13 protein-coding genes are annotated in these 13,939 nt (G+C 61.5%); 2 read left to right on the top strand and 11 right to left on the bottom strand.

Annotated elements, in window-relative coordinates; translation table 11 throughout:
• Positions 1 to 4: 4 nt before the first annotated feature.
• The 4 genes from BLR25_RS07990 to BLR25_RS07975 all read right to left on the bottom strand — a co-directional run bounded on the left by BLR25_RS07990 (position 5) and on the right by BLR25_RS07975 (position 5,056).
• Positions 5 to 1,348: a replication-associated recombination protein A gene (locus BLR25_RS07990; protein ID WP_245715498.1), complete on the bottom strand. Its 1,344-nt coding sequence runs from the start codon at positions 1,346 to 1,348 to the stop codon at positions 5 to 7.
• A complete protein-coding gene (gene lolA / locus BLR25_RS07985) occupies positions 1,341 to 1,964 on the bottom strand; it encodes an outer membrane lipoprotein periplasmic chaperone LolA (RefSeq protein ID WP_091936329.1) in 624 nt (207 codons plus the stop codon). The genes BLR25_RS07990 and lolA overlap by 8 nt, the downstream gene beginning before the upstream one ends.
• Positions 1,964 to 4,297 carry a DNA translocase FtsK gene (locus BLR25_RS07980; RefSeq protein WP_091936328.1) on the bottom strand — a complete coding sequence of 778 codons (2,334 nt, stop codon included), beginning with the start codon at positions 4,295 to 4,297 and terminating at the stop codon, positions 1,964 to 1,966. Before BLR25_RS07980 ends, lolA begins: the two co-directional genes overlap by 1 nt.
• Positions 4,298 to 4,408: 111 nt before the next feature.
• The gene (locus BLR25_RS07975; protein WP_091936326.1) at positions 4,409 to 5,056 is read right to left on the bottom strand and encodes a Crp/Fnr family transcriptional regulator; all 648 of its coding nucleotides are present in this window, start codon (positions 5,054 to 5,056) and stop codon (positions 4,409 to 4,411) included.
• A 127-nt stretch (positions 5,057 to 5,183) separates the two neighbouring features.
• Here BLR25_RS07975 and trxB point away from each other — a divergent pair, with 127 nt between their 5' ends.
• Together trxB and BLR25_RS07965 are read left to right on the top strand one after the other, a co-directional pair.
• Complete coding sequence (gene trxB / locus BLR25_RS07970; protein WP_091936324.1) at positions 5,184 to 6,143, top strand: thioredoxin-disulfide reductase; 960 nt, start codon at positions 5,184 to 5,186, stop codon at positions 6,141 to 6,143.
• A gap of 92 nt (positions 6,144 to 6,235) precedes the next feature.
• The gene (locus BLR25_RS07965; protein ID WP_091936322.1) at positions 6,236 to 6,799 is read left to right on the top strand and encodes a Smr/MutS family protein; all 564 of its coding nucleotides are present in this window, start codon (positions 6,236 to 6,238) and stop codon (positions 6,797 to 6,799) included.
• Positions 6,800 to 6,850: 51 nt separating this feature from the next.
• Here the strand turns inward: BLR25_RS07965 and BLR25_RS07960 are convergent, their stop codons facing one another.
• The 7 genes from BLR25_RS07960 to lapB all read right to left on the bottom strand — a co-directional run bounded on the left by BLR25_RS07960 (position 6,851) and on the right by lapB (position 13,939).
• Positions 6,851 to 7,189: a P-II family nitrogen regulator gene (locus tag BLR25_RS07960; RefSeq protein ID WP_091936320.1), complete on the bottom strand. Its 339-nt coding sequence runs from the start codon at positions 7,187 to 7,189 to the stop codon at positions 6,851 to 6,853.
• Positions 7,190 to 7,242: 53 nt separating this feature from the next.
• A complete protein-coding gene (locus BLR25_RS07955) occupies positions 7,243 to 8,826 on the bottom strand; it encodes an NAD+ synthase (protein WP_245715497.1) in 1,584 nt (527 codons plus the stop codon).
• A 322-nt stretch (positions 8,827 to 9,148) separates the two neighbouring features.
• Entirely contained in the window at positions 9,149 to 9,937 is a 789-nt protein-coding gene (locus tag BLR25_RS07950) for a 3'-5' exonuclease (RefSeq protein ID WP_091936316.1), read from the bottom strand.
• Positions 9,934 to 10,833, bottom strand: coding sequence for a cysteine synthase CysM (cysM, locus tag BLR25_RS07945; RefSeq protein WP_091936314.1), 900 nt, complete (start codon positions 10,831 to 10,833; stop codon positions 9,934 to 9,936). Before cysM ends, BLR25_RS07950 begins: the two co-directional genes overlap by 4 nt.
• On the bottom strand, positions 10,826 to 11,821 hold the full coding sequence (gene rfaD / locus BLR25_RS07940) for an ADP-glyceromanno-heptose 6-epimerase (RefSeq protein WP_091936312.1): 996 nt from the start codon (positions 11,819 to 11,821) through the stop codon (positions 10,826 to 10,828). Before rfaD ends, cysM begins: the two co-directional genes overlap by 8 nt.
• 9 nt (positions 11,822 to 11,830) lie before the next feature.
• On the bottom strand, positions 11,831 to 12,763 hold the full coding sequence (rfaE1, locus tag BLR25_RS07935) for a D-glycero-beta-D-manno-heptose-7-phosphate kinase (RefSeq protein ID WP_091936310.1): 933 nt from the start codon (positions 12,761 to 12,763) through the stop codon (positions 11,831 to 11,833).
• A gap of 9 nt (positions 12,764 to 12,772) precedes the next feature.
• Positions 12,773 to 13,939: a lipopolysaccharide assembly protein LapB gene (gene lapB / locus BLR25_RS07930; protein ID WP_091936570.1), complete on the bottom strand. Its 1,167-nt coding sequence runs from the start codon at positions 13,937 to 13,939 to the stop codon at positions 12,773 to 12,775.

Raw genomic sequence — 13,939 nt, 5'->3', positions numbered from 1 at the left:
GGTGCTAGTCCTTAGAGTTTTTCGATTCTTTCGTTTTTCTCGCGTTCTTCAACGCTTCGCGATCGAGTTCGCGCAGGTGCGCAAGCTTTTCGCCAATCTTCAATTCCATCCCGCGCGCCACCGGTTGGTACCACGATACCGTCGGCATACCCTCGGGAAAGTAATTCTCGCCCGCCGCGTAGGCTTCGGCCTCGTCGTGCGCATAGCGATAATGCTTGCCATAGTCGAGATCGCGCATCAGCCGCGTCGGCGCATTGCGCAGATGCAGCGGCACCGCCCGGGAACCATCGTTGGCGACGAACGCCCGAGCGGCATTATACGCGACGTAGGCGGCATTCGACTTGGCCGCCACCGCCAGGTAAATGACCGCCTCGGCCAGCGCCAACTCGCCTTCCGGCGACCCGAGCCGCTCGTAGGTTTCGGCAGCGGCGGTTGCCACCTGCGCCGCACGCGGATCGGCCAGCCCGATGTCCTCCCAGGCCATGCGCACGATGCGCCGCGCCAGATAACGCGGATCGGCGCCACCATCAAGCATGCGGCAGAACCAATAGAGCGCGGCATCGGGATTCGACCCGCGCACCGATTTATGCAACGCCGAGATCTGGTCGTAGAAGGCTTCGCCGCCCTTGTCGAAACGGCGCAGACTCTGCGCCAGCGTATTGTCGATGAAGTCGCCATCGACATGCGCGCGCTTCGCCGTCAGCGCCGCCGTCTGCGTCTGTTCGAGCAGATTGATGAGGCGCCGTGCGTCACCGTCGGCACACCCGATGAGTCGGCCGCGCGCCGCCTCGTCGAAGCTCAATCCATCCAGCGCCCGCGCGCAGGCACGTTCGAACAAAAGCCCCATTTCATCGACGGACAGCGGATGCAGCACATACACCGACGCTCGCGACAGCAGAGCCGAGTTCACTTCGAACGAAGGATTCTCGGTCGTCGCGCCGACCAGGGTCAACAAACCGGCTTCGACATACGGCAAGAAGGCATCCTGCTGCGCCTTGTTGAAGCGATGCACCTCATCGACGAAGAGAATCGTCGAGCGACCACTGTTCGCGCGCACCGCCTCGGCATGGGCAACTGCCTCGCGGATATCCTTGACACCGGAAAAAACCGCCGACAGCGCGACGAATTCGGCATCGAAGGCATCGGCCATCAACCGCGCCAGCGTCGTCTTGCCCACCCCCGGCGGCCCCCAGAGGATCAGGGAATGCGGCTTGCGCGCTTCAAACGCCAAGCGCAGCGGTTTGCCCGGCCCGAGCAGATGCTGCTGGCCGATGACATCGTCCAGCGTCCTGGGCCGCAGGCTTTCGGCCAAGGGCACCACGTGCGGCGTTGAAAAAAGATCACTCACTGATGACATCGACGCCGCTAGGCGGCGTAAACCGTAATAAGGACGGCGCAATCGACGGATTGCGCTCGAGGTTTTCGAAATACAGCGAAGTCGTCTGGCCGAAGTTATCGAAGAGTTCCATCGCCTTCAATTCGCTGCCGGCAAAACCCAGTCGCAACTTCTCGAAGCCGCTCTCCTGCGTTTTCGGCAAGGCCTCGACCCATTCCAGCCCTTCCCGCTCGCCGGCTTCGCGCAAGCTGAAGTTGCGTTCCAGCGTCGCTTTGCCGCCGCTCTCGCCGGCCAGCAAGGACGCCGGTGTGCCGCCCAAGGCCTGCCCGGCCTTCTTGACCGTCACCTGGCGCAAGTCCGGATCATAGATCCAGATCTTCTCACCGTCGCCAACCAGGAGCTGACTGTAGGGCTTCTCGATCTGCCAGCGGAATTTTCCCGGACGGACAAAAATCATGACGCCCGACGATTGCTGCGGTCGCTTGCCATTCTTGGCAACGACGATCTGCGTGAATCCCGCCCGCAAGGTCCGCGTCGAATCGAGGAATTGATGCAAGCGCTCGATCGCGCCGGCCGCCGCTCCCTGGCTCACCAACAACAATGCCAATACACACCACAATTTCCGCATCAGTTCTCTTCCTTGCGCGCCAGCACTTCGCGACCGCCGCGCGCATCCATTGCCGAGACCAGCCCGGCCTTCTCCATTGCTTCGATCAGTCGCGCCGAACGGTTGTAGCCGATACGCAGATGCCGCTGCACCAACGAAATCGAGGCGCGGCGATTTTTCATCACGACCTCGACGGCCTGGTCGTACAAGGCGTCTGCTTCGGCGTCGCCCCCCAACTCGCCGCTCGCGCCGCCGGCGTCGCCGTCGTCATCGAGCCCCCCCCCCGAGAGCACGCCCTCGACATACTGCGGCGCCGCCGCCTTCTTGAGCGAATCGACGACGCGATGCACCTCCTCGTCGGCAACGAAGGCCCCGTGAACACGCGTCGGATAGCCGACTCCCGGCGCGAGGTAAAGCATATCGCCCTGTCCGAGCAGCGCTTCGGCGCCCATCTGGTCGAGAATCGTGCGCGAATCGATCTTCGACGACACCTGGAAAGAAATCCGCGTCGGAATATTGGCCTTGATGAGACCGGTGATCACGTCGACCGACGGCCGCTGCGTCGCCAGAATCAGGTGAATGCCGGCCGCCCGCGCTTTCTGGGCGAGCCGCGCAATCAGCTGTTCGACCTTCTTGCCGGCGACCATCATCAGGTCGGCCAACTCGTCGATCACGACGACGATGTTCGGCATCAATTCGAGCGGTTCCGGCGTCTCCGGTGTCAGCGACAAGGGATTCGGCAGCCGGTTGCCGAGTTTCTGCGCATCGCGAATGCGGTGGTTGAGACCGGCAATGTTGCGCACGCCGACCGCCGACATCAGCTTGTAGCGGCGCTCCATCTCGGCGACACACCAGTTGAGTGCGTTGGCGGCATGCTTCATGTCGACGACGACCGGCGCCAGAAGGTGCGGAATTCCTTCGTAGATCGACAGTTCAAGCATCTTCGGATCGACGAGGATCAGCCGGACCTTCTCCGGCTCCGACTTGTAAAGCAAGGAAAGAATCATCGCGTTGATGCCGACCGACTTGCCCGACCCGGTCGTCCCGGCGACCAGCAGGTGCGGCATCTTGGCGAGATCGACGACGACCGGCTGCCCACCGATGTCCTTGCCGAGCGTCATGGCGAGCGACGAGTTCATGTCGTGGTAGGCCGCGCTCGAAATGATTTCGGACAGGCGTACCGTCTGCCGCTTGGCATTCGGCAATTCCAGCGCCATGCAGGACTTTCCGGGCACTGTCTCGACGACACGGATCGACGCCATCGACAAGGCGCGTGCCAGGTCCTTGGCGAGATTGACGATCTGCGCCCCCTTGACGCCGACCGCCGGCTCGATTTCGTAGCGGGTAATGACCGGCCCGGGATACGCCGCCAGGACTTTGACGATGACACCGAAATCGGCGAGTTTCCGCTCGATCAGCCGTGACGTGGTATCGAGGCCTTCGACGCTGATCTGCTCTTTGTGTTCGGGGATCGGTTCAAGCAGGTGCAAGGGCGGCAACAGCCCGCCCTCGACAGCTTCCGGAAAGAGCAGCACCTGCTTTTCGCGCTCGATCCGCTTTTCGACCTTGACCGAGCGCTTGATCTCCACTTCCGGCGCCTCGACCACAATCGGCTCGTGCGGCGCCACCCGTTTTTTCTCGACTTCAACGACGGCATCGCGCTCGCGCGCAACTTCGCGCCCGATGCGCCGATCGCGCCAACGATCGAACAGATGATACGAACCGCCCAGCAGCATTTCGATGAATCGACCGAAGCGCTCGGCGGCACTGACCCACGACATCCCTGAGAAAATGCTCCAGCCGAGCATCCAGGCGGACAGCAGAATCAGCGTCGCCCCGGTATACCCGAGATAGCGCACCGCGACGCGCCCGATTTCCATGCCGAGAACGCCTCCCGGCGCCAAGGGCAACTGCGCCTTGAGCGAATAAAACCGTAGCGCCTCGAGTCCGCAGCTCGACACGATCACCGCGACGAAACCCAACAGCGCGATGTAGAGAGGACGCCGATCCACTCCCCGCAAACCATCGAGACGACGGTATCCCCACCATACGCAGGCAAGCAGCAACACCACCCACCACCAGGCGGAAATGCCGAATACATAGAGCAGCAAATCGGACAGCCAGGCGCCACCACGACCGGCGGGATTCTGCAAGACCTTGCCCTGAACCGCATGCGACCAACCGGGGTCGCCCTTCTGATAGCCCCACAACGACAGGGCAAGAAACGCCGAGAAGGCGATCAGGGCCAACCAGCGTGATTCTTGCAGCACCACCGCGATTTTCTCGGGCAAGGGGCTCGGCGTCGCAGCAGAGACGCCGACCGAAGCGCCGGATATCTTACGTGAGATGGCCATGGATACTGCGACTCGTCAGGACAAACAAAGTCGCATTATAACTGCCCAATGCCGACAACCGGGAGCCTCGCGGCCACTGCCGCGAGGCTCCCGATTCCGAAGCGCAGCGTCTCAGTCCATCGTAATGACGATGTTGCCATCGTTAATCCGGATATAACCGCTTCTCTCCAGATCCTTCATCACCCGAGTCACCATTTCGCGCGACGCCCCGACCAGCTTGGCCATATCCTGCTTGGTGACCTTGTGCCGGATGATGCGCACACCGCCGACGACTTCGGACAAATCGAACAGATTCTTGGCGACGCGACCATAGACATCCATCAGCGCCAAACCTTCGATCTTCCAATTTGCCTGCCGCAGGCGCGTAACCAGGCTCTTCATGATATTCAGGCTGAGGTCCGAGCTTTGCTTGAAGGCCTTCACCAGATCATCTCTGGAAATCTCCAGCAATTCGCTAGGATCCACCACGACGACATCCGCTGAACGCGGTTCGCCGTCGATCAACCCCATTTCGCCAAAACATTCGCCCTGGGAGAGAAAGGCAAGAATCACTTCCCTTCCTTCCGAATCACGGCTCAACACCTTGGCACTGCCGCTTACGATCACATAAAGCGCGCTTGTCTTATCGCCCGCAAACACCACCGTGCGATGTTTGGGAAATTTTCGCTTCACAGCCACGCGAGCAACCAATTCCAATTGCTCATCGGGCACGCCAGCAAACAGCGGTACGGCTCTTAGCGACGCCAAATTAGACGCCATATCACACCCCCTAAAACAGACCCCGAAATGTCAAAATAATTATTAGGCTTCGCACTACTGGCTGCCTCTAATTGTCCGGATCAAGCCGGTATAATCATCCTAGTCCATTTCTAGGAGGAAAAACAACATGTCGCACGTTACCCGCCATTCTCCTCTGCTGATTCTGGGTTCCGGTCCGGCTGGATACACGGCGGCCGTCTATGCTGCGCGTGCCAATTTGAAGCCCGTCTTGATCACGGGCATGGCCCAGGGCGGCCAGTTGATGACGACCACTGAAGTCGACAACTGGCCGGCCGCAGCGGAAGGCATTCAAGGTCCGGAACTCATGCAGCAGTTCGAGGCACACGCCCGTCGTTTCGAGACCGACATTGTCTTTGACCATATCCACACGGCAAAGCTGGGCGAGAAACCGTTCATGCTGATCGGCGACGCCGGCACCTACACCTGCGACGCGCTGATCATCGCTACCGGCGCTTCGGCTCAATATCTCGGTCTGCCTTCCGAGGAAACCTTCGCCGGTCGCGGTGTGTCCGCCTGCGCCACCTGCGACGGATTCTTCTACCGCAACAAGCGCGTCGCAGTCATCGGCGGCGGAAACACGGCTGTCGAAGAGGCGCTTTATCTCGCCAACATCGCCAGTCACGTCACGCTCGTCCATCGCCGCGACAAGCTACGCAGCGAAAAAATCATGCAGGACAAGCTGTTCGAAAAAGCTGAAGCCGGCAAGGTCACGCTCAAGTGGAACTCGACCGTCGACGAAATCCTTGGCGACAAGACCGGCGTCACCGGTCTGCGCGTCAAGAACACGCAAACCGGCGCCACGGAAGACATCCCGCTCGACGGCGTTTTCGTTGCGATCGGCCACAAGCCGAACACTGACCTGTTCGTCGGCCAGCTTGAACTCGACAACGGCTACATCGTCACCCAGGGCGGCCGTCATGGCAACGCCACGCAGACCAGCATCAAGGGCGTTTTCGCTGCCGGCGACGTGCAGGATCACATCTATCGTCAGGCCTGCACTTCGGCAGGCAGCGGCTGCATGGCCGCGCTGGACGCCGAGCGTTATCTCGACCAACTGAGCGGCTAAACCAAGCCTCGCACGCAGCCCCCGATGTTCCGCCGACACCGCCTTCCACGGAAGGCCGGTGTCGGCTTGCCCGTTTCGAGTCTCGCGCCCTCATGAAGCATCCGATTCCTACTCCCGACGACATTGCCGCGTTCCGCGCAGCCGTCGCCGATGCGGTGCCATTGCCGGCAGACGCCCGCGTCGTCCACGAGCCCCCCAAGCCACGACCGAGGGCGCGCCAGCGCGAACAGGACGAAGCGGCGGCCATTGCCGAATCGCTGCATGGTCCGCTCGAAATCGACGACCTCGTCACACTTGGCGAAGTCACCTCCTACCTGCGCACCGGACTGCCGCGCAACGTGCTGCGCGACCTGCGACGCGGGCGTTGGTCGATCCAGAACCATATCGACCTGCACGGCATGAATCGCCATGAAGCGCACCAAGCCGTCAGTGAATTCGTCGCCGAATCGCTTGCCAGCGGCAAGCGCTGCCTGCGCATCGTGCACGGCCGCGGCTTCGGCTCGCCAGGCCGTGAAGGCGTGCTAAGACACCTCGTCAAGGGATGGCTGATGCGCAGCAAACATGTACTGGCGTTCTGCCACGCCCCGCTGGCCGACGGCGGCGAGGGCGCGCTGTGGGTACTGCTGCAGGCGAGCGAGGGACGCCCGCCGCGCTGAAACGACGCGACCCGCCTCAGCGGGTCGCGGAGAAAGCGGGGAACCCGCCGATCAGACCGCTTCTTCGCCGGTTTCGCCAGTGCGAATACGGACCACCTGTTCGACGTTGGTGACGAAAATCTTGCCGTCGCCGATCTTTCCGGTATGCGCCGCCTTGATGATCGACTCGATCGCCGCATCGACCGACCCGTCAGGCACGACGATCTCAATCTTAACTTTGGGCAGGAAATCGACGACGTATTCTGCACCACGATACAGCTCGGTATGCCCCTTCTGCCGTCCGAAGCCTTTGACCTCCGTCACCGTCAACCCGGATACGCCAATTTCCGACAACGCCTCGCGTACCTCGTCGAGCTTGAACGGCTTGATGACAGCTTCGATTTTCTTCATTCACTTTCTCCCGGAAAAGATAAGGGCTGGATTCCGTCCCAATCCTAACAGAATCAGAAGGGATCGCGGTAACGATTGGTTATCGGATAACGCCAGTCCTTGCCGAATCCGCGCTGGGTGACGCGAATACCGACCGGCGCCTGGCGCCGCTTGTATTCGTTGATCTTCAACAGGCGCACAACACGACGCACATCCGCCTCAGCATAACCGCGGGCGATGATGTCCTTGGGACTGACGTCGCGCTCCATGTAGGCTTCGACGATCGCATCAAGCACCTCGTACGGCGGCAGGCTATCCTGGTCGGTCTGACCCGGCTTCAGCTCGGCTGAAGGCGGCCGCGTGATGATGCGCTCAGGAATGGCATACGACACCGTATTACGCCAGTTGGAAATTCGATAGACCAGTGTCTTGGCGATATCCTTGATTACCGCGAACCCACCGGCCATATCGCCGTACAGCGTGCAATATCCCACCGCCATTTCCGACTTGTTGCCTGTCGTCAGCACCAGCGACCCGGTCTTGTTCGACAATGCCATCAGAATCATGCCGCGGATGCGCGCCTGCAGGTTTTCTTCGGTCGTATCGGCAGGCAATCCGGCGAATTCTTTCTCAAGCATGGCGGCGAACGTCGTCATTGCCGGCTCGATCGGAATTTCGTCATAACGCACGCCGAGCAGACGGATCATTTCGCGCGAATCGTCGAGGCTCATTTGCGCGGTATAAGGCGATGGCATCATTACCGCACGAACCTTGTCGGCGCCGAGCGCATCGACCGCGACGCAGAGCGTCAGGGCCGAATCGATGCCACCGGACAAGCCGATGATGGCACCGGGAAATCCGTTCTTGCCGAGATAGTCGCGCACACCAAGCACCAGCGCCTGATATACCTCGCCTTCGACCGAAGCCGGCTCGGCAATCGGCCCGGGCAAGGGCGCGCCATCGACGATCTCGACGATTTCCAGCGCTTCCTCGAAGTGCGGCAAGCGACAACGCACCTCGCCCTGCGCATCGAGCGCGAACGAACCGCCGTCGAACACCAATTCATCCTGTCCGCCAACCAGATTGGCATAGACCACCGGCAAGCCGGTGGCGGCGATCCGCTCGCGCAGGACCTGCGCGCGCAAGTCGCGCTTGCCGATGTGATACGGCGAGGCATTGAGCACCAGCAGAACCTCGGCACCAGCGTCGCGCGCCCGATCGGCCGACCCGGCCTCCCAGACGTCGGCACAAATATTGATTCCGCAGCGCACGCCCTTGATCTCGACGACACAAGCCTCGTCGCAGGCGTCGAAATAACGCTCCTCGTCGAAGACTTCGTAGTTCGGCAGGCGCTGCTTGCGGTAGGTCGCAACCCGACGGCCGCCACGCAACAAGCTGGCGGCGTTGAAACTCCGTCCGTCCTGCAGCAGCGGATATCCGACGATCATGTCGAGATCGGGCAAGGCGAGCGCCAGGGCGTCGAGTTCGCGCTCGCATGCTGCATAAAAGTCCTGACGGAAGAGCAGATCCTCCGGCGGATAACCACAGAGCATGAGTTCCGGCGTCAGCAGGACATCGGCACCGAGCGCCTTGGCGCGGCGGGCGAAATCGAGAATTTTGGCCGCGTTGCCGGGGATATCCCCGACCGTGGCGTTCATTTGGGCAATGGCGATTTTTGGCATAACCGCTACTATAAACGATCCCCGCCTCAGCCCAAAGAAGGTCGCCGCACCGGCGTTCGCCGGCCGTTACAGACCGACAACGAAGCCATGAACAAAGCCAACAGCCAGCCCGCGCCGCCGTCGATAAAATGGCTCCTGCATACCAACGACACATATCAAAGGAAATACGAATGCATCTGAGTCAATCGCTGCTCGCCGTTCTCTTCATCGCCATCGCCGCCCTGCCGCAAGCTCTGGCTGTCGCCATCGACACGCTGCGCGGTTCGCGCGACGCCTAATCCGGGCGGCATGCCGGAGACTATCCGGCCCAGGCCGCCACGAATTCCCGCCAGTGCGGCTTGTCGATCGCCGACAGTTCGCTCCTGACGAAGGTCATTTCAGCCTCGTATTCCTCACGCGTAAGCTCTCCGCGCATCAGGCGGAAACGCTGATAGACGAGATAGGTATTCATCACATCGGTTTCGCAGTAATCGCGGATTCCGGCGATTTCACCCGCCAACCAGGCCTCCCACACCTTGCTGCCGTCCATGCCGAGCTTGCCGGGAAAGCCGATCATCTTGGCAAGGTCGTCGAGCGGCGCGTTCGCCCGCGGTTGATACAGCGCGAGCAAGTCCATGAGATCGAGGTGACGCGTGTGGTAACGACTGATGTAGTTATTCCACTTGAATTCGCGGCTGTCGCCGAAATCGCCGTCACCGAGATCCCAGTAGCGCGGTGCCGTCACGCCATGCACCAGACCACGGTAATGCAGGACCGGCAGGTCGAAGCCACCGCCGTTCCATGAGACCAGTTGCGGCGTGTACTTCTCGATGCCATCGAAAAACCGCTGGATGATCTCGCCCTCGCCCTGCTCAGGCGCCGCCAGCGACCATACCTTGAGGTCCTTGCCCGAACGCAGCGCGCAGGAAATCACGGCGACGCGCTGCAGGTAATGCGGCAGAAAATCGCTGCCATGCTGCGACCGGCGCTGCTGGAACGCCATTTCCGCGATCTCGGCGTCGGACAGCGACGCATCCAGACCATGCAAGCGCCGCAACCCATCGACGTCGGGAATGGTTTCGATGTCGAAGACGAGAACAGCGCTCATCCCGGAAACACACCCGTCGACAGATAGCGATCACCGCGGTCGCAAACGATCGTCACGATCGTCGCGTTCTCGACTTCTGCCGCTACGCGCAAGGCGGCGGCGATTGCACCACCGGACGAGATACCGGCAAAAATACCTTCTTCGCGCGCCAGGCGACGCGTCATTTCCTCGGCATCGGCCTGCGACACCGGCTCGATCCGGTCAACGCGTGCCCGCTCGTAGATCTTCGGCAAATACTCTTCCGGCCACTTGCGGATGCCGGGAATCTGCGAACCGTCTTCGGGCTGGCAACCGACGATGCAGACGGCGGGATTCTGCTCCTTGAGATAGCGCGAGACGCCCATGATCGTCCCCGTCGTCCCCATGCTGCTGACGAAGTGGGTCACACGTCCCTGCGTCTCCGTCCAGATTTCCGGCCCGGTCCCCTCGTAGTGCGCGAGCGGATTGTCCGGATTGGCGAACTGGTCGAGGATGATGCCGCGACCTTCGTCGCGCATGCGTTCGGCCACGTCACGTGCCAGTTCCATGCCGCCATCCCTCGGCGTCAGCACCAGTTCGGCACCGAAGGCCCGCATCGTCTGGCGTCGCTCGACGCTCTGGTTTTCCGGCATCACCAGGATCATCCGGTAGCCCGAGGTCGCCGCCGCCATCGCCAGCGCAATGCCGGTATTGCCCGAGGTCGCCTCGATCAGGGTATCGCCGGGACGAATCGTGCCACGCCGCTCGGCGTGGCGGATCATCGACAGCGCCGGCCGGTCCTTCACCGATCCGGCCGGATTGTTGCCTTCGAGCTTGGCCAGCACCACCGTGCCGCGTGCCTCGACGAGTTTGCCGGGCAGGCGCTTCAGGCGTACCAGCGGCGTCTGGCCGACGGTATCCTCAAGAGTCTTATACATGACGGCTCATCCAATCGACATACTGCGCGACGCCTTCCTCGACACTGGCGAACGGCGCCTCGTAGCCGGCGGCACGCAGCTTCGAAAGATCGGCCTGGGTAAAGCTCTGGTACTTGCCCTTGAGCGCTTCGGGGAAGGGAATATATTCGATCAGCCCCTGCTTGAGCAGATCAGCCAGCGGCAGCGGCGATCCGCCTTTGAGGCCGCGACAGCTATTGACGTTGGCCGCGGCGAGTTCGTTGAAGCTTTGAGCACGACCGGTGCCGAGGTTGAAAATACCCGACTTCTCGGGAAGATCGAGGAAGAAGAGATTGACCTTGGCAACGTCACCGACATAGACGAAATCGCGCTTCTGCTCGCCGTGACCATACCCGTCGCAGCCTTCGAACAAGCGGACCTTGCCCTCGGCGCGGAACTGGTTGTAATGGTGGAAAGCCACCGACGCCATGCGTCCCTTGTGCGATTCGCGCGGACCATAGACGTTGAAATAGCGGAAACCGACGACCTGCGATTTCGCCTGCGGCAGACGCTGCCGCACGACCTGGTCGAAGAGGAACTTGGAATAGCCGTAGACGTTGAGCGGCGACTCATAGGGCCGCTCCTCGCGGAATTCGTTACTGGCGCCGTAGGTTGCGGCGCTGGAAGCGTAGAGGAACTGGACCTGCTGGTCGAGACACCAGTCGAGCATGTCCTGCGAGTAGCGGAAGTTGTTCTCCATCATGTAGCGCCCGTCGGTCTCCATCGTGTCGGAGCAGGCACCTTCGTGGAAAATCGCCTTGACGTCGCCGTCGAAGTCGCCGGCCAGCAAGCGATCGAGGAAATCTTCCTTGTCGAGATAGTCGGCCACTTCGCAATCGACGAGATTGCGGAACTTGTCGGCGCGGGTCAGGTTGTCGACCGCGATGATGTTGGTTTCGCCGCGCTCGTTCAGCGCCTTGACGATGTTGGAACCGATAAAGCCGGCAGCGCCGGTGACGATGGTATACATGGAATCTCCTTATTTCAGGGCGGCGTCGAGTTCGTCGCGCGGACAGACCGCCGTACCCAGTTTTGCGACGACGATGCCGGCGGCGATATTCGCCACATGGATCGCCTCGGCCCACGGCGCGCCATAGGCAAGCATCACCGCCAGCGTGGCGATGACGGTGTCACCGGCACCGGAAACGTCGAACACCTCGCGCGCCACCGCTTTTTCATGAATGGCACCGCCGGCGTGGAAGAGCGACATGCCTTCCTCGCTGCGCGTGACCAGCAAAGCTTCAAGGCCAAGTTGCTGACGCAGTGCCACGGCCTTGCTTTCAAGCTCGGCATCGTCCTTCCAGCGCCCGACGACCTGGCGCATTTCCGACCGGTTCGGCGTAATCACCGTCGCGCCGGCATAAATGCTGTAGTCATCGCCCTTGGGATCGACGAGCACCACTTTCCCGGCCGCCTTGGCCAGCCGGATCATTTCGCTGATGTGCGTCAGCCCGCCCTTGCCGTAATCGGAAAACAGCACAGCATCGCAGCCGGGCAACCGCCGCTCGAACTCGGACAACTTGGCGAGCAAGACTTCGTGTGACGGCGGATTCTCGAAATCGATGCGCAGCAATTGTTGCTGACGGCCGATGACCCGCAGCTTGACCGTCGTCGTGATGCCTTCATCCACATACAAGCTGGCGTCGATGCCACCGGCTTCGACAAGTCGCCGCAAGCTGTCGCCCGGCTCATCATTCCCGACCAGCGCCAGCAGGGAAACCTGGGCACCGAGCGCCGCAGCGTTGCGCGCGACGTTGGCCGCGCCGCCCGGGCGTTCCTCGCTGCGCTCGATCTTGACGACCGGCACCGGCGCTTCCGGCGAAATGCGCGAAACGTCGCCGAACCAGTAGCGGTCGAGCATCACGTCGCCGACGACAAGCAGGCGGACCTTCGAAAAATCTCCAAGAACCATGAAAGTTTCCTACGGGGTAAGTTCAAATTCTTCGGTGCGTTTCGGCGAATAAGTTTCCCAACCGCCACACGCCGGACAGCGCCAATAGAACTGGCGCGCCTTGAAACCGCAATTATCGCACCGGTAGCGCGCGAGGCGGCGGGTATACGTCTGAACGATGCCCTTGGCGAGGTCGAGATCGACCCGCGTCTCGGGCGGCGCCGTCAGCAACCGGGCCTGGATCAGCCGCTCGAGCCCGAGCAGCGTCGGGTTGCGCTTCAACTCGTCGCGCACAAGGTCGTAGGCCGCCTCCGGGCCGTCGCTCTCGAGAACCAGTTCGAAGACCACGTCGAGCAGATCGAGCGAGGGATAGCGGTCGAGATAGCCGCGCAGCAGTTGCAGGCCTTCGCTGCGCCGGTCCATCTTGCGAAAGGCGTCGAGCAGGCGCGGCGCAACGAGCGCGAGGTAAATCGGGTCCTGCTGTTCGATGCGCTGCCAGCTGGCGATCGCATCGGCATAACGCTCCTGTTGCAGGTCGATGTCACCCGTCAGCAGGCTGGCGCGCACGCACTTGCGATTCTTCTCCAGCGCCGTCTGCAGATGCTGACGCGCCTGCTCGGGCCGCGAGCGCATCTGTTCGGCCGCTGCCAGTTCGCAATAGTATTCGGCGACATCCTTGAGCGTCGCGACATCGGGCAGTTCGGCGGCGATCGCGATCGCTTTCGCCCAATCCTTTTCCTGCTGGTAGATTTCCAGCAGATAGCGCTTGGCCTCTTCGGCGATGCTGCTTTCGCGCAGTTTTTCGAAAATTTCCTCGGCGCGATCAAGCAGACCGGCCTTGAGAAAATCCTGACCGAGTTCGGACATCGCCTGCAGCTTGAGGTCCTGCGGCAGGTCCTCGCGCTCGATCAGCGTCTGGTGCATGCGGATGGCACGCTCGGTTTCGCCCCGGCGTCGGAAAAGACTGCCGAGCGCGAAGTGCAACTCAACGGTTTGCGGATCGACACGCACGGCATCGACGAAAGCCTCGATGGCGCGATCCGGCTGCTCGTTGAGCAGAAAATTCAGGCCTTGGAAATAGGAACGCGGCAAGGCGCGCGACTCGCGCACAAGATGCCGGATATCGATTCGTGCCGCGGCCCAGCCAAGCACGAAGAACAGCGGAAAAAACAGCAACTGCCAGTACTCGAATTCAAT

Origin of the sequence: Propionivibrio dicarboxylicus (genome assembly GCF_900099695.1) — a bacterium.
Classification (GTDB): Bacteria; Pseudomonadota; Gammaproteobacteria; order Burkholderiales; family Rhodocyclaceae; genus Propionivibrio; species Propionivibrio dicarboxylicus.
The sequence above is the reverse complement of the archived record's forward strand: the minus strand, read 5'-3'. Positions and strand labels throughout refer to the sequence as shown.